General features: G+C 65.4%; 24 protein-coding genes and 1 pseudogene. 19 read left to right on the top strand and 6 right to left on the bottom strand.

Going from position 1 to position 22202, the window contains the following annotated elements; translation table 11 throughout:
• Window positions 1-57 precede the first annotated feature (57 nt).
• The 19 genes and pseudogenes from EV675_RS30015 to EV675_RS15770 all read left to right on the top strand — a co-directional run bounded on the left by EV675_RS30015 (window position 58) and on the right by EV675_RS15770 (window position 15972).
• Window positions 58-508 (top strand): annotated as a pseudogene (locus EV675_RS30015) (XF1762 family protein).
• Window positions 509-818: 310 nt separating this feature from the next.
• Window positions 819-1724 carry a DUF3577 domain-containing protein gene (locus EV675_RS15855; RefSeq protein WP_003116825.1) on the top strand — a complete coding sequence of 302 codons (906 nt, stop codon included), beginning with the start codon at window positions 819-821 and terminating at the stop codon, window positions 1722-1724.
• A 145-nt stretch (window positions 1725-1869) separates the two neighbouring features.
• Window positions 1870-2697, top strand: coding sequence for a DUF932 domain-containing protein (locus tag EV675_RS15850; RefSeq protein ID WP_003116824.1), 828 nt, complete (start codon window positions 1870-1872; stop codon window positions 2695-2697).
• Window positions 2698-2791: 94 nt separating this feature from the next.
• A complete protein-coding gene (locus EV675_RS15845; RefSeq protein WP_003116823.1) occupies window positions 2792-3481 on the top strand; it encodes a DUF3275 family protein in 690 nt (229 codons plus the stop codon).
• A 94-nt stretch (window positions 3482-3575) separates the two neighbouring features.
• Window positions 3576-3917, top strand: a complete 342-nt coding sequence (locus EV675_RS15840; protein WP_003116822.1) for a hypothetical protein — start codon at window positions 3576-3578, stop codon at window positions 3915-3917.
• A gap of 104 nt (window positions 3918-4021) precedes the next feature.
• Window positions 4022-4429, top strand: coding sequence for a hypothetical protein (locus tag EV675_RS15835; protein WP_003116821.1), 408 nt, complete (start codon window positions 4022-4024; stop codon window positions 4427-4429).
• 16 nt (window positions 4430-4445) lie between these two features.
• Window positions 4446-4706, top strand: a complete 261-nt coding sequence (locus tag EV675_RS15830) for a hypothetical protein (protein ID WP_003090124.1) — start codon at window positions 4446-4448, stop codon at window positions 4704-4706.
• 76 nt (window positions 4707-4782) lie between these two features.
• Window positions 4783-5430: a hypothetical protein gene (locus EV675_RS15825; protein ID WP_003116820.1), complete on the top strand. Its 648-nt coding sequence runs from the start codon at window positions 4783-4785 to the stop codon at window positions 5428-5430.
• Between the two features lie 40 nt (window positions 5431-5470).
• On the top strand, window positions 5471-6604 hold the full coding sequence (locus EV675_RS15820; RefSeq protein ID WP_223224654.1) for a DUF6094 domain-containing protein: 1134 nt from the start codon (window positions 5471-5473) through the stop codon (window positions 6602-6604).
• A gap of 50 nt (window positions 6605-6654) precedes the next feature.
• Window positions 6655-6975 carry a hypothetical protein gene (locus EV675_RS15815; RefSeq protein ID WP_003116818.1) on the top strand — a complete coding sequence of 107 codons (321 nt, stop codon included), beginning with the start codon at window positions 6655-6657 and terminating at the stop codon, window positions 6973-6975.
• An 89-nt stretch (window positions 6976-7064) separates the two neighbouring features.
• Entirely contained in the window at window positions 7065-7370 is a 306-nt protein-coding gene (locus EV675_RS15810) for a hypothetical protein (protein ID WP_003116817.1), read from the top strand.
• Between the two features lie 136 nt (window positions 7371-7506).
• Window positions 7507-9786, top strand: coding sequence for a helicase-related protein (locus tag EV675_RS15805; protein WP_004350563.1), 2280 nt, complete (start codon window positions 7507-7509; stop codon window positions 9784-9786).
• 138 nt (window positions 9787-9924) lie between these two features.
• Window positions 9925-10524: a PFGI-1 class ICE element type IV pilus protein PilL2 gene (pilL2, locus tag EV675_RS15800; RefSeq protein WP_003098890.1), complete on the top strand. Its 600-nt coding sequence runs from the start codon at window positions 9925-9927 to the stop codon at window positions 10522-10524.
• Entirely contained in the window at window positions 10521-11165 is a 645-nt protein-coding gene (locus EV675_RS15795; RefSeq protein ID WP_003098888.1) for a hypothetical protein, read from the top strand. The genes pilL2 and EV675_RS15795 overlap by 4 nt, the downstream gene beginning before the upstream one ends.
• 12 nt (window positions 11166-11177) lie before the next feature.
• Window positions 11178-11915, top strand: a complete 738-nt coding sequence (locus tag EV675_RS15790) for a TIGR03759 family integrating conjugative element protein (RefSeq protein WP_003098886.1) — start codon at window positions 11178-11180, stop codon at window positions 11913-11915.
• Window positions 11897-12487: a transglycosylase SLT domain-containing protein gene (locus tag EV675_RS15785; protein WP_003109780.1), complete on the top strand. Its 591-nt coding sequence runs from the start codon at window positions 11897-11899 to the stop codon at window positions 12485-12487. The genes EV675_RS15790 and EV675_RS15785 overlap by 19 nt, the downstream gene beginning before the upstream one ends.
• Window positions 12484-13032: an integrating conjugative element protein gene (locus EV675_RS15780; RefSeq protein ID WP_003109779.1), complete on the top strand. Its 549-nt coding sequence runs from the start codon at window positions 12484-12486 to the stop codon at window positions 13030-13032. The genes EV675_RS15785 and EV675_RS15780 overlap by 4 nt, the downstream gene beginning before the upstream one ends.
• Before the next feature lie 4 nt (window positions 13033-13036).
• On the top strand, window positions 13037-15226 hold the full coding sequence (traD, locus tag EV675_RS15775) for a type IV conjugative transfer system coupling protein TraD (protein ID WP_004350569.1): 2190 nt from the start codon (window positions 13037-13039) through the stop codon (window positions 15224-15226).
• On the top strand, window positions 15223-15972 hold the full coding sequence (locus tag EV675_RS15770) for a TIGR03747 family integrating conjugative element membrane protein (RefSeq protein WP_003153644.1): 750 nt from the start codon (window positions 15223-15225) through the stop codon (window positions 15970-15972). Before traD ends, EV675_RS15770 begins: the two co-directional genes overlap by 4 nt.
• Window positions 15973-16012: 40 nt before the next feature.
• On the opposite strand, the gene EV675_RS15765 is transcribed toward EV675_RS15770, so the two are convergent.
• Genes EV675_RS15765 through cap6 form a run of 6 tightly spaced genes read right to left on the bottom strand, consistent with a single transcriptional unit; the run spans window position 16013 to window position 22191 of the window.
• Window positions 16013-18637, bottom strand: coding sequence for an AAA family ATPase (locus EV675_RS15765; protein ID WP_003153642.1), 2625 nt, complete (start codon window positions 18635-18637; stop codon window positions 16013-16015).
• A 9-nt stretch (window positions 18638-18646) separates the two neighbouring features.
• The gene (gene nucC, locus EV675_RS15760; RefSeq protein WP_003050273.1) at window positions 18647-19372 is read right to left on the bottom strand and encodes a CBASS effector endonuclease NucC; all 726 of its coding nucleotides are present in this window, start codon (window positions 19370-19372) and stop codon (window positions 18647-18649) included.
• Window positions 19373-19410: 38 nt separating this feature from the next.
• Window positions 19411-20313, bottom strand: a complete 903-nt coding sequence (locus EV675_RS15755; RefSeq protein ID WP_003153640.1) for a CBASS oligonucleotide cyclase — start codon at window positions 20311-20313, stop codon at window positions 19411-19413.
• A complete protein-coding gene (gene cap7 / locus EV675_RS15750; RefSeq protein ID WP_003090159.1) occupies window positions 20313-20813 on the bottom strand; it encodes a type III CBASS phage resistance system CD-NTase-associated protein Cap7 in 501 nt (166 codons plus the stop codon). Before cap7 ends, EV675_RS15755 begins: the two co-directional genes overlap by 1 nt.
• The gene (gene cap8, locus EV675_RS15745) at window positions 20810-21280 is read right to left on the bottom strand and encodes a type III CBASS phage resistance system CD-NTase-associated protein Cap8 (protein ID WP_003153638.1); all 471 of its coding nucleotides are present in this window, start codon (window positions 21278-21280) and stop codon (window positions 20810-20812) included. Before cap8 ends, cap7 begins: the two co-directional genes overlap by 4 nt.
• Window positions 21277-22191 (bottom strand): CBASS system CD-NTase-associated protein Cap6, encoded by a 915-nt coding sequence (gene cap6, locus EV675_RS15740; protein ID WP_003050256.1) that lies wholly within the window; start codon window positions 22189-22191, stop codon window positions 21277-21279. The genes cap8 and cap6 overlap by 4 nt, the downstream gene beginning before the upstream one ends.
• Window positions 22192-22202 lie beyond the last annotated feature (11 nt).

Here is a 22202-nt window from a genome sequence, read left to right as displayed (position 1 = left end):
AGCCGCCGAGGCACGCCCCGCCGGCCACAACGCCGGCATGCCACCGGAGACAACCGCATGAACACGCCATCGACCTCGCCGAGGCTGCACCTCCTACCGGTGTCGCTGCGCACGGCCAATGCATTCGTTCTGTCGCACCATCGCCACCACCGCCCGGTCCAGGGCGCGAAGTTCGCCCTGGCCGTCACGCTGAGCGACAGCGACCTGATCCACGGCGTGGCCATTGTCGGCCGCCCGGTCGCGCGGCACCTGGACGCTGGAAGTCACGCGGCTGTGCACCGACGGCACACCCAGCGCCTGCAGCAAGCTCTACGGCGCGGCCTGGCAGGCGGCAAGGGCGCTGGGCTACATACGCCTGCTCACCTACACCATGCCCGACGAAGGTGGCGCCAGCCTGCGCGCCGCCGGCTGGCGGCTGATCGGCGCGCGCGGTGGCGGCGCCTGGAGCCGTCCCGGCCGTCCGCGCGCCGATACCCCCGAGCACCTGCGCGGCGCCAAGTGCCTGTGACAGGCGCCGGGTGGCGCGGACAAAGGGAAGCGCCCGGGTGCCGATTGATTGCTGCCGCGCGCGCGAGGCCCCGCCATGCTGGCCCCATGCCTGCTGACGTCGTCAGCGACATGCCAGGCAACCATCGGTCTTCGAGGTTGCGGCGCAGTTCCCACTGCGTGACCGAGCCAGCTCGCACCGCATCCTTCCGCGAGCGGCCACCAGCCTCTGGTGGCGGATGCTTTCGCCTTATCAACCCACCGCGGGGTCACGCACCTTCCCCGCATGCGTGGGCCGGTGTGTCTCCGCTTCATCCCAATGGAGATTCACCATGAACACCACGTCCAACGAGAAATCGTATTTCGACCTCCACACCTCGGGCATCGGCTACATCCAGCGTGTCCGTGAAGTGCCCGTCCGGGGCGGCCGCCGTGCGCAGCCTTTCCTGGCATGCACCATCGCCGCGCTGGTCGGCCCCGCCCGGGACCCCAGCTACCGCTACTTCGACGTCAAGGTCTCGGGTGCCGAGGCCAAGAAGCTCGTTCAGCGCTACATCGGCGTTGACGATCCCAAGCAGCGCCCGCTGGTGCGCTTTCGCCTCGGTGACCTGTGGGGCGATGTGTACATCCGCGACAAGGGTGAGCAGAAGGGTCAGGCCGCCGCGTCCCTCAAGGCGCGACTGCTCAAGGCCGAACTGATCGACCGGGCCGAACTGGCTTCGATCGAGCAGCACGAGTTGATCACCCGCGGCATCGGCTATCTCAATCGTGTGAAGGACGTCACCCCAAAAGCTGGCGACTCGTTCCTCTCTTGCACCGTCGCGGCACTGGCCGGGCCTGTCGATGAACCGGAGTATCGGTACTTCGACACCATCGTCGCCACCCCGGAAGCCGAGCACCTGGTTCGCCGGTGCGTTCAGGCCGTCGAGGGTGACCGCAAGGTGCTGATCGCCTTCCGTCTGAACGACATGAAGATCGATCCGTACATCCGCACCAAGGGTGAGCACGCCGGGGAACCGGCCGCCAGCCTGGAATCGACGCTGGTCCACATCGGTCTCATCAAGATCGACGGCACCCAGGTCTATCCGACGAGCCAGGCGCAAGCCGAGGCGCCGCCGGCCGAAGACGCATCCGCGTCCGAAGCCGACGATGCCATCGACACGGCCACCGAGCCCGCCGAGCGCGAGCCCGAGGCGCAAGTCCAGGAGCAGGAGCCGGCATTGGCTGCTTCGTTCTGATCCGGCACGGCCTCTCACGGGGCCTTGTCGCTTTTCCTCCCCACGTACGCCGCGTCCCCAGGACGCGTGCTTGCGCATTTCATCCCCCGAGTTCCGCGTGGTCTCACGGCCACGCGGTTGTCGAATTTCTCAAAGGAGATCAGCCATGTCTCTGGTATCCCGCTTTGCTCCGCAATCCCCGATCCTGCGCTCTGATCGCCCACTCTCGGACGACCGCATTCGTGCCGTCGTTCCGTCGATCTTCGCCGACGCTCCACATGGGAGCCGGTCCGATCGGTATGCCTACATACCGACCTCGACCGTGCTGACCAAGCTGCGCCAGGAGGGCTTCGAGCCCTTCATGGTGTGTCAGACGCGCGTGCGCAACGAAGACCGGCGCGAGTACACGAAGCACCTCATCCGACTTCGCCATGCAAGCCAGATCAACGGCGACGAGGCGAACGAGATCATCCTGCTCAACAGCCATGACGGCACGAGCAGCTATCAGATGCTCGCCGGCATGTTCCGGTTCGTCTGCCACAACGGCCTGGTTTGCGGTGACACCACCGCAGACATCCGCGTTCCCCACAAGGGCGACGTGGCCAGCCAGGTGATCGAAGGTGCCTACGGAGTCCTCGAAGGTTTCGAGCGCGTGCATAACGCGCGCGATGCGATGCGCACCATCACCCTCGATGAGGGCGAAGCGGAGGTCTTTGCGAACTCTGCGCTCGCACTCAAGTACGACGATCCGGCCAAGTCCACGCCTGTCACCGAGAGCCAACTGCTGGCCCCTCGGCGATGGGACGACCGCAAGAACGACCTGTGGGCCGTCTTCAACCGCGTCCAGGAGAACCTAGTCAAAGGGGGCCTGAACGGACGCACGGCCAACGGCCGCAATCAGCGCACCCGTCCGGTGCAAGGCATCGACCAGAACCTGCGCCTGAACCGGGCGTTGTGGCTGCTGGCCGAAGGCATGCGCCAGCTCAAGGCGTGATGCCACGCGGACCTCGCCCACCTCGGGCGAGGCCATTTCCTCTCATCCACCGGGTGCCGTCGGCGGCCCGTCATTCATCATCAGGAGAACCATCATGGCAACCCCATCGGCTTCCGAGAAATCTGTTGCGCCCATCGTCGTCCCCGGCCAGCTCACGCTGCGTACCATCCGCGGCAAGAACGGCCCGTTCACGGTTGGCCGCCTCGCGACGCACCTCGGTACTTTCGAGGTCAAAGACCCGGAGCTGGAGCAGTACCCCGAAGGCAAGTACGACGGGGAATTCATCATCAGGTACATCTTCCCGAAGTCCTATCCGGTCGGCGGCGGCATGCGGTTCGAGATCCGTGCCAGCCTCGACGGCATGACGCTCAACGGCATCGACAAACTCAGCCGCGACGAAGCCCGCAGCTTCGCCACCCAGGACGTCGATCCGCTCGATGAAGAGCAAGGGGCGCAGCCTGCGGCAACGCCGGCCAAGCCCACCAAAGCGTCCAGGCCCGCCAAGCCCGCACCCGTGCAGGCGTCCGCGGACCCGCTGGTCGATACCACGCCCTTCGGCGTGGATGCGCCACCGCCTGCTACGGCCGCTGCCCCCGGCAGCACCGAAGACGGTGACGCCGCGCTCTTCGGCCTGCTGTGGCCGCTGGGCGAGTCCGTGAAACTGGATTCGACCATCGACCGCCGCACCCTGCGCGCGCAGATCGCCCGCCTGGGCGAGCTGGGCTACGCGCTGGACTTCAAGACGCAGGAGTGGAGCCGCCAGGCCGAACCAAAACCTGCGTGATCGCAGACGCCGCATGCGCGGTGTTCTTCATCCACCCGCCGGGGTTCCTTTCCCATGCGGGGGAGGCCCTGGCCATTTTCTGGAGGTCTCCATCATGTCCACCATCGCTTGCGATACCCCGCGTTCAACGCTGGATGAACCCGCGTGGCGGGACCTTTGCAAAGCGGCCGCCGCACACGCCCAGCGCGGTTGCGGCTTGTCCTACGACCACTACGTGACGCTCTTCAGTTCGGCGATCGACGCACAGGCCAATCGTTTGCCGGATGAGCAACGTGCTCAGGCTCTCGAAATCGCGGCCCAGGAATGGGACTACGCAACACCTGCCGAACGGCAGGAAACCCAGGACTGGAATGCGGAGCATGGCTATTGCTCGCACGGGATCGAGTTCGGCTACTGCCCGGCCGGTTGTGATCGAGACGATGACGACTGGGATTGAGGGCGACGCATAGGTTCCTTCGCCGCAGATGCGGCATTCCATCACCCGCTGGGGGTTCTTCCCCACGGGGAGGCCTTCAGCTCAACTTTTCGAGGAGGCCTCTCATGGGCTGGTATTTCTCAAACCAATCGCGGTCCGAACTGATCGCGGAACTGATCGCACCGCAAGAGACCGAGCGCGCCAGCGTCAAGGTCATCGCTCACACCCTGCGCGGCAACGTGCTGTGGTCCGTCGCCGAAGTGACCGCCAAGGTCGAAGGCGTGCATCGTGATCTCGCACCGGGCCAGTCCCTGCGCTACATCCGCTGCGATCTGCTTGAACGAAGCGGCGGCCAGTGGGGCTACAAGTCCTTGGACGAGTCCATGCACCCGTACTACTACACGTGCCCGCTGTCCTATCTGGACCTCGCACCGGAGCAGTCCGCCGACTGGCGTGCAGGCGTTCGCGCCTACCACGCCCGGCGGCGCACACCCACGGCATCCGCGGCATCCGCCGCGGCGTCGATGGCCTGAGCCAGGAGGAACCGACATGGACCCGATCCTGGCAACGCTTCCGCCCTCGTTGCTGGCACTCGTTGAAGGGAGTTTGTCCAACGACGAAGTGTCCTCCGACGAGGAAATGCTGGCGTACTTCATCGACAACGGCCTCACCGAGGACCAGGCACGGCAGGCACTGACCTACCGCGACCAGTACCTCAACAACATCTACCTGGAAGGCTTCACGCCGATCACTTCGGCGGACGAGCCGCTTCACTTCAACCCGCACACCCGGCAGTTCGAGCCGGACTGAGCGGTTTTCTTCCACCCCCTGGGGCAGTACTTGCCCCAGCGGGCGGTGCTGTTCCCGTTCATCCGAGGACACCACCATGCCCGCAAACACTTCTTCCACGCTGTACCGCATCGACGAATGCCCGGACGTGATGGCCGACGCCTGCGTCGGCGATGACCAGGGCAACCTGATCTTCCTGTCCATCTGGGCGCGGGACACCGCCGTCCAGCAGTTCCTCGCTCGCCTGACCCTCGGGCGCGACGAGCAGGGACTGGACCAGTTCCACGTCATCACCGACCAGGGCGGCAGCGTCCCGGTATTCATCGGCAACGTCGATCGCCTGGAAAAGCGCATCACGCGCGCGTACCGGCGGACGCTGTTCGGCTCGCTGTCCAACGTGTGGCTGTTCGACCGGCGCTGCGTCAAGCCCGACAAGGCCAACGCCAGCGCATTGGCACTGCTGCCACGCGACAGCGCCCACAGGCTTGACCGCCTGTGGATGCTGGTGCGGGACACCTGCCCGTTGCCGCTGCTCGATCACTGGCGCGAGACCGTGCTGGAACTGCTGCAAACCCGCGAGATGCTGGCCCGCCTTCCGTTCGCCCTCGGGCCGCTGGAAGGCCATCGGCTCGCCATCGACGTGCCGGCGCTGACCCTGGCGCTCGGCTCCCTGATCCGCAGCGACGCGCTCACCGCCTATCCGTATCCGGCCAAGATTTGGACGCCGGAAGCGGTAGCGGCTTGACCCACCCTCGGAGGCACGCCTTGGCGTACTTCCGTGTTTCATCCCCGCCAACCAGGAGACTTCCATGGCCCTCATGTTCCCGCGGCTCGCCCGCAATTTCGTCAAGAACGGATATTTCCCGACCGACGAACCCACGCTCGAAAGAGCGCTCAACGCACTGATGCCCAGCGACGGGCCGATGTGCATCCTCGATCCCTGCGCCGGCGAAGGCGTGGCGATCGCCGAAGCCGCCCATGCCCTCGGGCGCGAGCAGGCAAAGGCGTTCGCCGTCGAGTTCGACGCGGAGCGGGCGCGCCATGCCCGCGGCCTGGTCGATCACTGCCTGCACGCGGACCTGATGGACACGATGGTCTCCAAGCAGTCCTTCGGGCTGCTCTGGCTCAACCCGCCGTATGGGGACCTGTCCAAGGACGTCAACGGCAACATCGGCTATCAGGGCCAGGGCCGTGCCCGCCTTGAAAAGCTGTTCTACCAGCGCACGCTCTCGCTGCTGCAATACGGCGGCGTGCTGGTTTTCATCGTCCCCGGCTACGTGCTCGACGCGGAGTTGGTCGGCTGGCTGACGCGCCACTACACGGACCTGCGCATCTACCGAGCGGTGGAGACGCAGTTCAAGCAGGTGGTGATCTTCGGACGCCGGGTGCGCCAGCGCGAGCAGGTGCCCGATGGCGTCAAGGCCGTGCGCAATCTGCTGTTGCAGGTAGGGCAAGGCGAAGTCGAAGCCGAGGAACTGCCGAGCGAGTGGCCGTTCCTGCCGTACATCGTCCCCGCCAGCCCGGCCGAGCCAGAGCATTTCTTCCGCGTGACGATGGAGCCCGAGCAGTTCGCCGATGAGGTTGGCAGGCTGCAAGGCTTGTGGCCATCGCAGGACACGCACCTGGGGGCTGCGCAGCAATCGCTGCGTCCACCGGCGCGGGCCTTGTCCCGCTGGCATCTCGCCCTGGCTCTGGCCGCGGGTGCGATCTCGGGGGTTGTGCGCTCCAAGACCGGGCGCGTGCTCGTCGTCAAAGGTGACACCCACAAGGACAAGACGCTCCAGCGGGAGTTCACCGAACGCGAAGACGGCTCCATCGCCGAGACCCGCATCCTCACCGACAAGTTCGTTCCCGTCATCCGCGCGTGGGACATGACACCTGGCTCCGCGACACGGGGCGAGGTGTTGACCATTCGCTGATCCACCGGACGCGCTGCCGTCCTGCTGTACCAACTCGAAGGAGAAACACCATGATCCCCAATCCGTTCAAGCGGCCTGCGCCGCACAAGCAACCGTTGTTCGCACCGAGTACGTTGAAGTTGAGCGAGAAGGTGCATTGGCTGGCCCGGCGAGGCCTGATCGACCCCTTGGCCTATGTCCAGCGCCATGTGCGCGGGGACTGGGGCGAGATCGATGAGGCCACACGCCAAGCCAACGACGTGGCGATCCAACAGGACAACCTAATGATCTCGCAGTTCAGGATCACGCCGGACCTGGCGCTGATCGTCAAGACCAGCGAGGACCACCAGACCACGGTGGTCCAGCTTCCCGAAGAGCGGGACCTGATCTGAGGCCCCACATCGTCATCCTCATCCACCTGACGGAGCCACTTCACTCCGGCAGGGGTGTCGTGGCTCAATGACTCATCAAGGAGGAGCCCATGGCATCGCATCGCATCGAAACCTACTGCCAGCGGCTGGCGTTCCCCATCGGGGCGCTCATCTTCAGCAGAGGTGTAGACCGCCTGGTCCGCGCGGGTCGCCTGGACCCGATCCCGTACTTCAGGCGCCACACCCGTGGCGACTGGGGCGACGTCAACATCCAGCAATGGCAGACGAACAGCAGCGCGCTTCAATCGGGCGCGTCGCTGGAATCGCACTACGTGATCCATCCGGGGCTCGCCATTCGCATCGTCACCGATTCGCAGCGCTGCGCAACCGTCATCGTGCTTCCGTCCGAAGACTGAGCACGGTTCACCTGCGGGCCGCCCAGGCCAGCACCTTCAACCACCCTCAGCCACGCGTCGATTCTCTTCCCACCACGGGGCATGCCATTGCCCCGCTGGGGGTGGTGCATGCCCCATTTTTCTTTGGAGCATCACCATGTCCCTCGATCTCGAAACCACTGCCGCTGAATCCGCGCCCGTACAGGGCGAACTGCTCGACGCGGAATCTTCCCCTCTGACCCTGAGCCTTCAGGATTTTGTCGGCGAGTTCGGCGACGAACTACTCGACGCCCTCAACAGCGCTAATCCGCCGGTCTATACCGGCCAACCGCAGGCGCACCGGCAACTGGTGGTCGCCAGCCTCAAGCGCAAGCTGTTCCCAGCCCAGGCCGAAGTCGTCCACGCCGCCGCCGAGCTGCTGATCGACCGTGGCGAACGTGCTGCGATCGTCAATGGCGAGATGGGCTGCGGCAAGACGACCGTCGGCATTGCCACGGCCGCCGTGCTCAACGCCGAAGGCTATCGCCGCACTCTGGTGCTGTCGCCGCCCCACCTGGTTTACAAGTGGCGGCGCGAGATCCAGGAGACGGTGGCCGGTGCCAAGGTGTGGGTACTCAACGGGCCGGATACGCTCGTCAAGCTCATCAAGCTGCGCGAGCAGTTGGGCGTGCAGCCCACGGGCCAGGAGTTCTTCGTCCTGGGGCGCGTCAGGATGCGGATGGGCTTTCACTGGAAGCCTGTCTTCACCACGCGGCGCACCCGCCACGGCGACGTGGCGGCCTGCCCGGACTGCGGCACGGTCATCACCGACCTCGACGGCGAGCCGGTCAACCCGATCGCGCTCCAAGCCGAGGAGTGCCGCAGGAAGTGCGGCCACTGCGCCGCGCCCCTGTGGACACTGATCCGCCCGCGCAGTCTGTCCGGCAGCGACCAGTCCTCGGCCGTGCTCAAAGCCTTAAAGCGCATACCGACCATCGGAGAGGTCACCGCGCAGAAGCTGATGCAAAAGTTCGGTGACGGGTTCCTGGCGTCGATGCTCGGCGACAACATCCATGAGTTCATCAACCTCATGGATGGCAACGGCGAGCTGGTGTTTTCCGACCGTCAGGCCACGCGCATGGAACGTGCGATGGCCAACATGGAGTTCGGCTTTGGCGAGGGCGGCTATCAGCCGTCCGAGTTCATCAAACGCTACCTGCCGCAAGGCACGTTCGACCTGCTCATCGCCGATGAGGCACATGAGTACAAGAACGGGGGCAGTGCCCAGGGCCAGGCCATGGGCGTGCTGGCGGCGAAGGCTCGCAAGACCTTGCTGCTGACCGGCACGTTGATGGGCGGCTACGGGGACGACCTGTTCCACCTGCTGTTCCGAGCCCTTCCGGGGCGGATGATCGAAGACGGCTACCGCCCGACCACGAGCGGCAGCATGACCTCGGCTGCGATGGCGTTCATGCGCGATCACGGGGTGTTGAAGGACATCTACTCCGAGAGCACCGGCACGGCGCACAAGACGGCCAAGGGCACCAAGGTATCGGTGCGCACGGTCAAGGCCCCGGGGTTTGGCCCCAAGGGCGTGCTGCGCTGCATCCTGCCGTTCACGATCTTTCTCAAGCTCAAGGACATCGGTGGCAACGTCCTGCCGCCGTATGACGAGGAGTTCCGTGAAGTCGCGATGGACACGGCGCAAGCCGCGGCCTACCGCGATCTGGCGGGTCGGCTGACCGCGGAGCTGAAACAGGCTCTGGCGCGACGCGATACGACCTTGCTGGGTGTGGTCCTCAACGTGCTGCTGGCCTGGCCGGATTGCTGCTTCCGGTCGGAGACCGTGGTGCATCCGCGCACGCGCAACACCTTGGCGTTTGTCCCGGCTCAGTTCAACGAGTTCGAGATCAGCCCCAAGGAGCGTGAGCTGATCGACATCTGCAAAGAGGAGAAGGCGCAGGGCCGCAAGGTCCTGGCCTACACGGTCTATACCGGCACGCGCGACACCACGTCGCGCCTGAAGGTGTTGCTGGAGCAGGAAGGCTTCAAGGTGGCGGTGCTGCGCGCGAGCGTGGATGCCAGCCGCCGCGAAGACTGGATCGCCGAGCAACTGGACCGTGGCATCGACGTGCTCATCACCAACCCCGAGTTGGTCAAGACGGGGCTGGACCTGTTGGAGTTCCCGACGATCGTGTTCATGCAGTCGGGCTACAACGTGTACTCGCTCCAGCAGGCGGCACGCCGCTCCTGGCGCATCGGGCAGAAGCAGCCCGTGCGTGTGATCTACCTCGGCTACGCCGGTTCCTCGCAGATGACCTGCCTGGAGCTGATGGCCAAGAAGATCATGGTCTCGCAGTCCACCTCGGGCGACGTGCCCGAATCCGGGCTCGATGTCCTGAACCAGGACGGTGATTCCGTCGAGGTCGCACTGGCCCGGCAGCTTGTCGCCGCATGACACGTTCCACTTACGGCCCTTCGGGGCCGTTTTTTTTGCCGCTCCCGGTAAATCGGACGCTGCCTGGTTCGCATTGTTTGCTGCCGCTCGCGGCCTGAGCGGCGATGGTGAGGGCTGGATGTTTCAGGACGCCGAGCTATGTGCCCCTCTCCACCGTGGTTTCACTATCCCGAACGCCGCCTTCTGGCGGGATTTCTCGGCCTGCTGTGGTCGGTGCTGGCCGGTGGCTGCGCGACGACGACTGCGCCGGTCGCGCCCGACACCATCGCGGAAGTCTTGGCCGCGCCTGAACCCGAGGCTTCCGAGTACATCCCGGTCGTGCGCTACGCCCGCTACACACTGGTCGAACTGGCACCCATGGCGGCGCAGCGCGACCTGTTGTTGCAGACCATCGACGTGTCCATGCCCGAGGATGCCCGCGCCACGGTCGGGGATGGGCTTCGGCACGTGCTCAAACGCAGCGGCTATGGCCTGTGCCAGACCGCGCATGCCGTGATCGAGCTGTACGCGCTGCCGTTGCCGGCGGTACACCTGCACCTCGGCCCCATGACCTTGCGCGATGCGCTGCTCACGCTGGCTGGCCCGGCCTGGGAACTGCACGCGGATGACCGCGCACGGCAAATCTGCTTCGAGCGGCCCGGCGATCGCGCGGTCGCCGAGTCCCCATCCGAGCCACCCGCCACCGAGGCGGTGCAGACGTTCCCGCTGGCACCCATGGTTTCGGGAGGCCAGCCATGAACGCCCCGCAACCTGCCCAGCGATCGACCGCCGCCGTGGTGGTGCAGAGCCTGATGTGGCTCTGGTTGATCTTCCTCAGCGTCTTGGCGGCCCTGGGCTACCAGGCCCTCAGCGACCAGGCCGACCAGGAGCGGCTGGATTCCCGCCTGCAACGCCTGGAAGCGCAGGCAACTGGCTTGGCCGAGACGATCGAGGCCATCCAGCAGCGCCCGGCCGTCGCGACGGACGCTGACCTCAAAGACACCCGCCAGATTCTGGAAGCACGCGCGGCCCAGGTCGAGAAATCTCTCAGTGGCTACGCAGCGGCCGACGACCTCCAGGCGCTGCGCGCGGAGGTCGAGCAGATCAAGGCGCGCCAAGCCGCCGCGCGTGCCACCGCACCCGCCCAGCGGCGCGCATCGCGCACGTCCGCCGCCTCCAAGACCGAGCTGCCGCCGCTGCCATTCCGCGTCGTCGGCGCCGAACTGCGCGCCGGCCAGCGCAGCGTGTCCGTCGCGCCGAGCATCGGGGACTTCACGCCCGCCCAACTTCAGGTGCTGCTGCCCGGGGATGCGGTCGGCCCGTGGCGCCTGCAGGCGATCGAGGGCAACACCGCAGTGTTCCAGGCCGGCAACCAGACCCGCCGCGTGGCGATTCCCTGACCGGAGCACCCCATGAAGCCGTCGATCCTCCTTTTCGCGGTCCTGGTGGCGTCGTCGCAATGGCCCGCCTGGGCGCAGCAGCCCGCAACGACCTCGGCGCGCAACGCACAGAGCCAGGAGCGCCCGCTGGCCGCCCGCGTGCTGGACGACCGGGTGGCAACCGAATGGGGCTTGCAGCCACAAGAATGGGCACGCTACCGCGAGCTGATGGATGGGCCGCTGGGTATCTACTCGCCCAACCTGGACCCGCTGTCCGCCCTGGGCATCGAAGCTCGCACGGACGAAGAACGGCGCCGCTATGCGGAACTGCAGGTGCAGGTGGAAGCGCGCCGCGTCGAGAAGCTGCTCGCCTACCAGCGCGCCTACGACGAGGCCTGGCAGCGCCTGAATCCGGGGATGCAGCGCGTGAACCTGCCCGACGACAAGCCGGGCGCCGGCCCATCCAGCAGTCCCTTGCGCGGCAGCGGCCGCATGGCGGTGTTCGTCAAGGACGGCTGCGCAGCCTGCGGACAGCTCGTGCAGCGCCTGCAATCCTCGGGCGCGGAGTTCGACCTGTACATGGTGGGCAGCCGCCAGGATGACGCGCGCATCCGCGACTGGGCCAAGCGCGCGCAGATCGACCCGGCGCGCGTGCGCGCCGGCAGCATCACGCTCAACCACGACGGCGGCCGCTGGCTGTCACTGGGCCTGCCCGGCGATCTGCCCGCCGCCGTGCGCGAAGTGAACGGCCAATGGCAGCGCCAGCCGTAGCCATGCCCCTGCGCGCACTGGTGCTCACTGCCGGCCTGTATGCCGTTGCCGCCCTGGCCCAGGAGGTTCCGCCACCGGCTTACCAGCTTGCCGCCCAGCGCGCAGGCATCCCCTCGACCGTGCTCTACGCCGTGGCCTTGCAGGAGAGCGGCATCCGGCGCAACGGGCGCCTGGTGCCGTGGCCGTGGTCCCTCAACGTCGCCGGCCAGTCGCGCCGCTTCGCCACGCGCGCCGACGCCTGCGCTGGCCTGCAGCAGGCGATGCGCGCCACGCCGCACACGCGCATTGATGCGGGCCTGGGCCAGATCAACCTCGGCTACCACAAGCACCGCTTTACCGGCGCGTGCGACCTGCTGGATCCGTATCGCAACCTGGCCGTTGCCGCCGAGATCCTGAAGGAGCAGCACACCCCCGGCGAGGACTGGCTGCTGGCGATCGGCCGCTACCACCGCCCCGCAGGCGGCGAGCCCGCCGCCCGCTATCGGCGCAGCGTGTCGCGCCACCTTGCCCGCGTGCAGGGCACGCGACCAGCCGCCGCGGTCCTCGCGGCGCGCCAGGAGACCTCCCCATGACGAAACCCCATCCCGCCCATCTCGCGTTCACGGGCCTACTCATGCTGCTGTCAGGCCTGCCGCTGGCCTCGCGTGCCGGCGAGCCACTGATCGTTGTCGAGGACCGTGGCGGCACGTCGGCATTGCCGTACTACGAAGCCCTGAATCTCCAGCCGCGCGCCAACGCACCGGCGCGGCCGTCCATCCCGACGCCCCAGGTTCCTGCCACACGGGCGGACGAAGCCGCGATGCTGCCGGTGCGCAGCGCCAAGCTCACGCCCGGCACCGTCGCGCGACGGGTGATCGAAGCGCCCGGCCTGCGGCCGTTCGTGGTCATCGGCGACGACGAGGCTTCCCGGGCCTGGTTGCAGCGCCGCGCCGCCGCTTTGCGCGAACGTGGCGCGGTCGGCCTGGTCGTCAACGTCGAGACCGCGCAGGGCCTGGCGCGGCTGCGCGCCCTGGTGCCGGGCGTGCCGCTCGCGCCCGTGGCCGGCGACGACCTGGCCGATCGCCTGGGCCTGCGGCACTACCCGGCGCTGATCACGGCCACCGGCATCGAGCAATGAAGCCATGTCGGGCAAACAGCCGGTCGAGGTTCTGCTACGCCCAGCGGTGGAGCTATACACCGTCGCGGCGTGTGCAGGCGCCGCGTTTCTGTGCCTGGTGGCCCCATGGTCGCTCGCGCTGAGCCCGGCCATGGGCATCGGCAGCGCCTTGGCGTTCGGCGCCTACGGCGCGATCCGCTACCGCGATGCCCGCATCATCCTGCGCTACCGGCGCAACATCCGCCGTCTGCCGCGTTACGTGATGACCAGCAAGGACGTGCCGGTCAGCCAGCAGCGCCTATTCGTGGGGCGCGGCTTTCTCTGGGAGCAGAAGCACACGCATCGGCTGATGCAGACGTACCGGCCCGAGTTCCGCCGCTACGTCGAGCCGACGCCGGCCTACCGGCTGACCAGGCGCCTGGAGGAACGGCTGGAGTTCGCGCCATTGCCGCTCTCGCGCCTGCCGAAGCTCACCGGCTGGGACGCGCCTTTCAACCCCGTGCGCCCGTTGCCGCCTGTCGGCGGCCTGCCAAGGCTGCACGGCATCGAGCCCGACGAAGTGGACGTCAGCCTGCCGCTGGGCGAGCGCGTCGGGCACTCGCTGGTGCTGGGCACCACGCGGGTGGGCAAGACGCGCCTGGCCGAGTTGTTCGTCACGCAGGACATCCGTCGCAGGAATGCTGCCGGCGAGCATGAGGTCGTCATCGTCATCGACCCCAAGGGGGATGCCGATCTCTTGAAACGGATGTACGTCGAAGCCCAGCGCGCTGGCCGCGAAGGCGAGTTCTACATCTTCCACTTGGGCTGGCCGGAAATCAGCGCCCGCTACAACGCCGTGGGCCGCTTCGGTCGGATCTCGGAAGTGGCGACACGCATCGCGGGGCAGCTCTCCGGCGAAGGCAACAGCGCGGCGTTCCGCGAGTTCGCATGGCGCTTCGTGAACATCATCGCCCGCGCCCTGGTGGAACTGGGGCAGCGCCCGGACTACATGCTGATCCAGCGCCACGTCATCAACATCGACGCGCTGTTCATTGAGTACGCCCAGCACTACTTTGCCAAGACGGAGCCCAAGGCCTGGGAGGTGATCGTCCAGATCGAGGCCAAGCTCAACGAGAAGAACATCCCAAGGAACATGATCGGGCGCGAGAAGCGTGTGGTGGCGCTGGAGCAATACCTCTCCCAGGCGCGCAACTACGACCCTGTGCTCGATGGCCTGCGCTCGGCGGTGCGCTACGACAAGACCTACTTCGACAAGATCGTTGCATCGCTGCTGCCGCTGCTGGAAAAGCTCACGAGCGGCAAGATCGCCCAGCTCCTGGCGCCGAACTACTCCGACCTGGCCGACCCGCGCCCGATCTTCGACTGGATGCAGGTGATCAGGAAGCGCGCCGTCGTCTATGTCGGCTTGGACGCGCTGTCCGATGCGGAGGTCGCCGCAGCGGTCGGCAACTCGATGTTCAGCGATCTCGTCTCGGTGGCTGGGCACATCTACAAGCACGGAATCGACGATGGCCTGCCGGGCGCATCGGCTGGTGCGCGCGTGCCGATCAACGTGCATGCGGACGAGTTCAATGAATTGATGGGTGACGAGTTCATTCCGCTCATCAACAAGGGCGGTGGCGCGGGCCTGCAAGTCACCGCCTACACGCAAACGCTTTCGGACATCGAGGCCCGCATCGGCAACCGCGCGAAGGCCGGCCAAGTGATCGGGAATTTCAACAATTTATTCATGTTGCGCGTGCGCGAGACGGCCACCGCGGAACTGCTGACGAGGCAGTTGCCGAAGGTCGAGGTCTATACGACCACCATCGTCTCGGGCGCGACGGACAGCTCAGACATCCGCGGCGCGACGGACTTCACGTCGAACACCCAGGACCGCATCAGCATGGCCAGCGTGCCGATGATCGAGCCGTCACACGTCGTCGGTCTGCCCAAGGGCCAATGCTTCGCGCTGCTGCAGGGCGGCCAGCTTTGGAAGGTGCGCATGCCGCTTCCGGCGCCAGACCCCGATGAAGTGATGCCGACGGACTTGCAGCAACTGGCCGGGTATATGCGCCAGAGCTACAGCGAGGCCACGCAGTGGTGGGAGTTCACCAGTTCCGCAGCCTTGCCGCATGCAGCCTTGCCCGACGACCTGCTGGATGACGCCGCTCCAGCCGAGCCTGACGCGGTGGCCACCGGCGCCGACGACAGCACCGGCGAGGCCGCACCATGAAGGATGCCGCCTCGACCGCGCAGCGGGAGCAGAACCAGCGCCAGGGGCTGATCGTCGGCACCATCACCTTGCCGTTCCGGCTGCTCGGGGTGCTCATCGGCTCGCTGCTGTTCTCGATCGTGGTGGAGTGCGTCGGCATGCACCTGTTCTGGAAGGACCAGGGCTGGCGCCACTCCCAGCAGATGCTGCAGTACGAACTCGGGCACCTGTCCAACCACTTCACGCGCAGCGTGGTGGTGCAGGAGCCCGGGCGCACGGCGCACGAGCTGGTGGATACCGGGTACGAGTGGGTGTTCGTGCGCTCGGGGTTGCTGGAGCGCATGAGCCAGACCGCCGAGCGCGCCCGCGCGGCCAGCCACGGGCAGAGCCGCAACTTCCGCTACTACATCAGCCAAGTCTATGTCTGGGCCGAAAGCTACCTGATCGCTGCGGCCTTCACGACGCTCACCTTCCTGGTGCGCCTGCTGGTCCTGGTACTCACGCTGCCGCTGATCCTCACTGCAGCATTCGTCGGCCTGATCGACGGCCTGGTGCGACGGGATGTGCGCCGGTTCGGCGCGGGCCGCGAATCCGGCTTCATCTACCACCGCGCGAAGGCCAGCCTGATGCCGTTGGCCGTGCTGCCTTGGGTCACCTATCTCGCACTGCCCATAGCGGTGCATCCTCTGGTCATCCTGCTGCCCAGCGCGGCGTTGCTGGGGATGGCAGTCAGCCTGACCGCAGGCAGCTTCAAGAAGTACTTATGAGGTGACACGGGCGGCACTGCTCTGCAAAGCCGTGTGCCGTTCATCGGTTCTGCAGGGTATCAAGAGCAGCATCCAACGCCGTAACCGCCTCGACGACCGTTCTTACCGTCGCCCGATCGAACTCATGATCGCGCTGAGCGTCGTGCACACCGCTATTGAGGTAACCCCATTCAATACTCGTACCGCTGACATTGAGCAGCCTGACCAACGCCCCTACGGCATCCGGCGCACCCGCATGTTGCGCCGCGATACGCTCGACGGCCGACCGCAACTTGGTGCATTTATTGTTCAGCTCCCAAGGCGCGCGGGGCCCGCTCAGCTTGATGTCGATCCGGCCGTCCGCCCGCCGACCCAGCCACGTCCACAGGCGGTCCGTCAGACTCTCCAGCGCCGGCCGGGCCTGGCGCAGTGCCTCGCGTTTCTCGTCAGCCGCCAACGCCTGCTGGGCCAGAAGAACATAGTTCTTCGCTGGCGGGTCGCTGTCGACCCGCAGTTCGTGCTCTCCCTGATGCGGGAGAAACTTGTAGCGCTTGATGGCCGCGGCGCGGCGCACGCCCAACTCCTGCTGGATGCGGTGCAGGAACTCCTCTGCGTGCGAGGTGAGGATAACCTGCTTGCCGTGGAGCAAACCGTCCTCGAAGAAGGTACGCCAGATGCCATCGCGATGGTCGTCGTCTATCGCATTGACGACGTCATCGAAGATGACCACGGGGCAGCCCTGCGCGAGGTTCTTGGCAAGCAGAATCGCCAGACCCAAGCATTTGATGTGCCCTTCGCTGAAGACGATCAACGCGTCGTAGCGCACGCCCGGCTCGCCGGCGAACTCCACCTCGATCTTGCCGTTCTCGGCCACGGGCAACCACAGCGCGTGCAGCAGATCGCCGGGCGGATCGGCCCGGTTGAATGCGTTGTAGAGATGGCGGGCTTGGTCTCCCAGCCCCTGTAGCAGAACCCCCGGCAGAGCGGTCAGGTATGCCTGAATCTCGGGTAGGAAGCCGTCGTAGGCGGCCTTGACCCGCTGATGGTGCACCACCACCGGCATTTCGTCCGTGGCCGCCTGGATCAGGCCGCGGTTCGCGTCGTCGAATTGGGCCACGGTTTGGCGGGCGGCCGCCAGCTCCTGATCCGCAGTCGTGCGCATGGTCCGCAGCCGTTCGATCTCCAGCTGATGCTGTTGCAGGCGGTCCCGCTCCTGGGCCATCGCGCCGCGCTGGGCATGCACGTCGCGCGCCTGCGCGTCGAAGCCTTCGATGATCTGTGCGATCCGTAAGAGGGCTTGCCAGGCGCGCTGGTCCCCATTCACCCAGCCGCCGAGCCAATTGCCCGCCGACGTGGGAGGCAGCAGTGGCAGGCCCGCGGCCTGCGATTCGGCAGGACAAGCGACCCCAGCCGCCGCCACCACGCGGCGCATTTCGTCCCACAGCGCTCGGACCGCCTCGCTCAACTGCGTCCGATGCCCGGCCTCTTGCTGCTGCAGGACGGCCAGTTGCGCGAGCTGCTCCAGGCCCATTCGCGCCCTGGCGAACGGGTCCTGTGCCACAGCGGCCAGTCCGGTTCCACATGCCGGACACGCGGTCGCCCCGTCCGCCAACGCTTGCACGGCCTCGTAGAGCTTCGCGTACGACACCTCGCCCGCGCGGGCCGCGAGTTGCGCGGAAGACGCTTGCCACAGTCCCTGGACGCGGTAGGCCTCTGCCAGCAACGCTTGCAGGCGGGCCTGGGTCACCTCGTGAATGGCAGGCGGGTTGGCGTCCAGCTGAGCCTGGACATACGGTAGCCGTCCTTGCTGCTGCGGCGTACCCAGCAGCCAGTCCACGCAGGCTTGATAGGTCGCGCCAGGTGACATGCGCTGCGCCAAAGCTTGTTCCAGGCCCTCGACCGCTGCGATCTTCTGCGGGTAGGCGGCGATGGTCTGTTCGGAGTTCGCCAACCGCAGGCGACGCTGCGCCAGCTGCGCCGCCTGCACGCCGGCAAGCATCAGGTCCTGATCGAGCGAGGGGTTGAAGCCGCGCACGAACTCGCTGAACTGGTCCACGCCGAACAGGGTGGCGATGAGCTGGCGCTGATCGCTCGGGGTCCGCGCGGCGATTCGGGCGAAATCGTCGAGGCGGTTCTTCTCGATGAAGCAGAAGCGATACTCAGCTTCGTCGGGCTGGACGGCCTGCGCTTCGCCCGCCGCCGTAGACGACAGGACTGGCGCGACGTGGCGGCGCAGGCGAGCGTTGTTGCAGTACGTCCGCTGGTCGACCCGCTTGGCCTGCGCTTCGCTGATCGAACCGAGCATCGCCACTTCCAAGGCTTCGCAGAAGCTGCTCTTGCCGGTGCCGTTGGCACCGTAGACCAAGGTGATGTCATGGCTGAGGTCGAACGTCTCCTGCCGCATGAATCCTCGAAACGGCCCGACTTCGAGCTGGTGCAGTCGCCCGAGCGCCGGCCCGTTTTCGGGGCCGCGCGCGTCCCCGTCGTAGGCGACAGGCATCTGCGCCAGATGCGCGATGGCCAGCGGCGCCAAGCGCGTGGAGCGCCCCCGGCGTGCAGCACCGACCTCGGCCAGTGGCTGCAGGTGATCGAGCACCAGGTGCGCCAGCCGGCGCACGTCGTCGTGCACGTGCCGCTGCGCCAAGTGCGCCAGGAACCGGTGGTACTCCGAACGTATGCTTGCCACAGCGCCCCCTCACTTGGTCAACCACTGACCGTAAGCCTCCACATCGATCATGGGGACCGTTCCACTGAACTGAAGCTGCGCGATCAGCTTGAAAAGAAACGCGGTCGCCGGCTTGTTTTCGTTGGTGTAGCTGTACGCGCCGCTGGCTTGGTCATAGAAAAAGTGCCCGTGGGCGGCAACGCATCCGATGTCCAGACGCCCCTCGGTGAGGTTTGCGTTCAGCGCCTTGTCCATGGATGGACCCAATGCAGGACTCCATTCGCTCTCGAAGGTGAGCAAGCCACCCAGAATCGGAATCAACGGCTTCGCTGGGTAGGTCCCGCCAGCGTGCGGGATCGGCAGGCTCGTGCGGTGCAGCCTGCGCACACTGGCGACCTTCTCCTGGGCATAGGCCACAAGCCCCGCGTCAGCCGTCTGCTTGGCCTCGAAAACGGCGTACACGCTTTCGGCTGGAATGATCGTCTCGTTCTCGTAGGTGAAGATAAAAGGCGAATATTGCCGATCAAACACCACCACATCGATCTGCTGGCTGAAGTTCCCCAGGCTGTCCACCACATGCGCCTTGGCCGCCTGGTACCGTTTGGGCAGATAGGTATCCAGCATGTCGATCCAGACGTTCTCGCTCGCATCCCCCTTCGTACCCGGGTGACCGAAGGTCTTGCGTACTACGGACAAGCGCTGCTGGATGTCCTCATGCAGGGACGACAGGAGCTGGGAAAGCGACCACTGGGACATGCTGTACCTCGATGGGACGTGTATGGAAGCCGATGGAATCAGGACAGTGGGAACTTGGGGCCAAACAGTGCGCGCCAGGCGCGAAGCGCTTCGATATTGCGACCACGACGCGCGTGGTCGATGGCGATGCTTGCGTCTTGGCTCGCCTGGAACAGCAGCTGCTGCGCGCGCTGCTTGCGCGCGGCATCCATATCGTTGCTGATCGCCGGGCCAAGTCCGGCGGGATCCGGCCACTCGTCATGAACTCGATCGGCAAGCGTGGCAAAGAACGACTGGATCTCGCGATCGAACGATCCTCCCCAGCCGCCGTAAAGACACTCAAGGGCCATTACCTCGATCAGGAACGAGGGCTTCACCGGCTTCAGATCGCCGTGCTTGGGATTGTTGTTCCAGTACTTCACCATGCGCACGAGACCTTTCCACTCATTGCCATAGGCTTGGTGCGCTGCGGTCGCCTTGTCCTTATGGATCTCCGGGTCCGTCTTGATCCACTTTCCGGACGCCGTATCGGGGATCTCATACTGGTCGCCGGTATCGAATGCGGGCACCGCATCCACGCTGACCACCCGGTAGTCCGTGTTGTCCTCCGCGTCGATGTGAACACCGAAATCCACGTTGATCGAGCGCGCCTGTTTGCGCACGGCCGCCGAACCGTATTTCTCCACCAATGCAGAGTGGAAATCATCCAGCACTACCGATGCGGCCTTGCCGTGGTAATGCTTCTCCGAGTCCTTCAGCACGAAGAAGATGTCGATATCCTTGAGCGGCTTCGTCTTCGTGTATCGAGCATAGGAACCGGTCAGGAAGCTGCGCGCAATGCCGAACTTGGTCTGCAGGTAGTCCCGCACTTCGTTCTGGCGTTGCGAGGCATTCTTCTGTTCGCGTTCGTTGAGTTCCAGACGCGACTTGAACTTGCGAAAAGCTTCATCGATCGACAGCATCAGCGTTGCCTCCAATATCCGGCCTGACCCGCCAGGCCGCTGTGTTCGACAGTCGAGCCTAGGCTCTGCTTGACCATTCCATCCGTCGAGCGATAACTTCCTTTGCTCCATCCCTCCACATCAGGTCGCCCTGGCTTTGTATCGAGCATTAACTTGTACTTGGCCTGCGATGGCAGCAGCCCAGCTTTCTTGATCGCGTACTTCAACTGCTCGGTATCTGTCCAGAAGCTGCCGTCGCCATCGGACCACCCATACACGATGTCGATATCCCATCGGGTCACGAGCTTGTCGGTTGCCGGGTTGTAGATCTCCAGAATCACCTTGCGCAGATCACCGGTCCCGAGCCACGTCTTGATGGCTCGGGTATTGCTCTCCCAGCGATCCGCAAAGTGCTCAGGGTCCAGCCCACTGAGCAGGATGATGTCTTTCAAGCTCTTGAGGATGTTGTCGGTCACATAGGTAACCGAGTGCGTGTACGAGTAGGTGGCGACGGTGCTCATGACTTGAGGAAACCTCCGAGGTCGAGCGACAGCGCTTGCCCAGCATCGGCCTGCGCCTGCGTGGCAATTCCTTGGCTCAAGTCCCGTGCAATGATGCGAGAACTGTGCTTTTTGAGCGCGCTTTGCACCCAGCCGAGCTGCTCCTTCGGACACGGCAGCGAGACTCCCCAGTCTCCCTTCAACGGCTCGAACCCCAAGACTTCTTCGTTGGCATCATCACCATAGATCGCGTCTTCGTCGAAGAGGCAGTAGATCCTGGTCCGTGGTCCATCGCATGTCGCAACGATGGGCGCGCTCTTGGGTGCCTGGTCGGCGATCAAGCTGGCGGCCACGCCCGTCACGGCCCTGAGTTCAGAGCGAGCCGTGCCGTCCTTGCCCTGAGTGAGCAGTTCGACAATGGCATCCCATGTCTGCAACGCATCGCGGTGCGGCGAGCTGCGAAACGTCCGGCTGACAACGGTGGTCATTTTTGCTTCCCTCCTTGAAGGCGCATTTGCTTTGCCTGTCGTATCGCACTGCGCAAGTGCTCTACGGAAAGCTTGTTCGGATCGATAGCCACTTGCGGGTCGGCCGCGAGGGCGTTGGCTACGACCTTGCGAATGGCCCGACCATCCAATCCGACGCACTCGCCAGCGCACGCGTCGAACTGGTGAGCCGAGGAAAGCTTGCCAATCCCCGGAAATGTCTTTGCCAGGCCATTCAGGCAGTCCACTAGGATCTGCTTGCAGGCATCCTTGCCGGGCAGTGGCACCTCCATCACCATGTCGCAACGAGATAGGAAGGCACTGTCGACGGCCTGTGGGAAGTTGCTGGTGGCCACGAACAGCAGATGCGGGTTGCGTTCGGCCAACATGTCCAACTGCACCAACACCGCGTCGGTGGCCCGGTGCACATCAACCGGGTTGGCTTCCAGGCTGAGCTTCGCTCGATCAGCCGCAAGCGTTTCGACCTCGTCCAGAAGGACGATCGTCGGGCCCGCCGCTGCGGATTCTGCGATCGATTGCGAGAACAGGTCTGCCACGGCGCGTTGAGTCTTTCCCATTGCAGAGCTCGTCAGCGTGTGAGGCTCCACTTCCAGCAATCGAAACTTCGCAGAAGAAAAAGATTCGGCCACACGATGCGCCAAGCCCCGTGCCAAGGAGGTCTTCCCAGTCCCCGGCGGGCCGACCAACAAGATCACGCCGTGCAGGGGGAGTACCGTGCGCTCCACCTTGGGGCGCACCGTGAAGTTGACGATCGCTTGTGACAGCAACTGTTTTTTGATGGCTTCGTCCATCACGATCGAATCCCACAAGTCACCCAGCGACTTATCCGGCAGCTTCCAGCTTCGATGGATGCCTTTCGGCAAAGTGGCGTCTGATGAAGGATTCTTGGTCATCCGTGGCTCTC

The sequence above is a fragment of the Pigmentiphaga kullae genome, from assembly GCF_004216695.1.
Classification (GTDB): Bacteria; Pseudomonadota; Gammaproteobacteria; order Burkholderiales; family Burkholderiaceae_B; genus Pigmentiphaga; species Pigmentiphaga kullae.
This window is presented reverse-complemented; position numbering and strand designations above follow the sequence as displayed.

Excerpts from the sequence above, each read along its gene's own strand:
- EV675_RS15755 (WP_003153640.1), bottom strand. The coding sequence starts at position 20,313 with ATGCTGTCGATCGATGAAGCTTTTCGCAAGTTCAAGTCGCGTCTGGAA.
- pilL2 (WP_003098890.1), top strand. The coding sequence starts at position 9,925 with ATGTGCCCCTCTCCACCGTGGTTTCACTATCCCGAACGCCGCCTTCTG.
- EV675_RS15835 (WP_003116821.1), top strand. The coding sequence starts at position 4,022 with ATGGGCTGGTATTTCTCAAACCAATCGCGGTCCGAACTGATCGCGGAA.
- EV675_RS15785 (WP_003109780.1), top strand. The coding sequence starts at position 11,897 with ATGGCAGCGCCAGCCGTAGCCATGCCCCTGCGCGCACTGGTGCTCACT.
- EV675_RS15805 (WP_004350563.1), top strand. The coding sequence starts at position 7,507 with ATGTCCCTCGATCTCGAAACCACTGCCGCTGAATCCGCGCCCGTACAG.
- EV675_RS15815 (WP_003116818.1), top strand. The coding sequence starts at position 6,655 with ATGATCCCCAATCCGTTCAAGCGGCCTGCGCCGCACAAGCAACCGTTG.
- nucC (WP_003050273.1), bottom strand. The coding sequence starts at position 19,372 with ATGTCCCAGTGGTCGCTTTCCCAGCTCCTGTCGTCCCTGCATGAGGAC.
- cap6 (WP_003050256.1), bottom strand. The coding sequence starts at position 22,191 with ATGACCAAGAATCCTTCATCAGACGCCACTTTGCCGAAAGGCATCCAT.
- EV675_RS15845 (WP_003116823.1), top strand. The coding sequence starts at position 2,792 with ATGGCAACCCCATCGGCTTCCGAGAAATCTGTTGCGCCCATCGTCGTC.
- EV675_RS15830 (WP_003090124.1), top strand. The coding sequence starts at position 4,446 with ATGGACCCGATCCTGGCAACGCTTCCGCCCTCGTTGCTGGCACTCGTT.
- EV675_RS15790 (WP_003098886.1), top strand. The coding sequence starts at position 11,178 with ATGAAGCCGTCGATCCTCCTTTTCGCGGTCCTGGTGGCGTCGTCGCAA.
- EV675_RS15840 (WP_003116822.1), top strand. The coding sequence starts at position 3,576 with ATGTCCACCATCGCTTGCGATACCCCGCGTTCAACGCTGGATGAACCC.
- cap7 (WP_003090159.1), bottom strand. The coding sequence starts at position 20,813 with ATGAGCACCGTCGCCACCTACTCGTACACGCACTCGGTTACCTATGTG.
- EV675_RS15855 (WP_003116825.1), top strand. The coding sequence starts at position 819 with ATGAACACCACGTCCAACGAGAAATCGTATTTCGACCTCCACACCTCG.
- EV675_RS15810 (WP_003116817.1), top strand. The coding sequence starts at position 7,065 with ATGGCATCGCATCGCATCGAAACCTACTGCCAGCGGCTGGCGTTCCCC.
- EV675_RS15780 (WP_003109779.1), top strand. The coding sequence starts at position 12,484 with ATGACGAAACCCCATCCCGCCCATCTCGCGTTCACGGGCCTACTCATG.
- EV675_RS15770 (WP_003153644.1), top strand. The coding sequence starts at position 15,223 with ATGAAGGATGCCGCCTCGACCGCGCAGCGGGAGCAGAACCAGCGCCAG.
- EV675_RS15850 (WP_003116824.1), top strand. The coding sequence starts at position 1,870 with ATGTCTCTGGTATCCCGCTTTGCTCCGCAATCCCCGATCCTGCGCTCT.
- traD (WP_004350569.1), top strand. The coding sequence starts at position 13,037 with ATGTCGGGCAAACAGCCGGTCGAGGTTCTGCTACGCCCAGCGGTGGAG.
- cap8 (WP_003153638.1), bottom strand. The coding sequence starts at position 21,280 with ATGACCACCGTTGTCAGCCGGACGTTTCGCAGCTCGCCGCACCGCGAT.
- EV675_RS15825 (WP_003116820.1), top strand. The coding sequence starts at position 4,783 with ATGCCCGCAAACACTTCTTCCACGCTGTACCGCATCGACGAATGCCCG.
- EV675_RS15795 (WP_003098888.1), top strand. The coding sequence starts at position 10,521 with ATGAACGCCCCGCAACCTGCCCAGCGATCGACCGCCGCCGTGGTGGTG.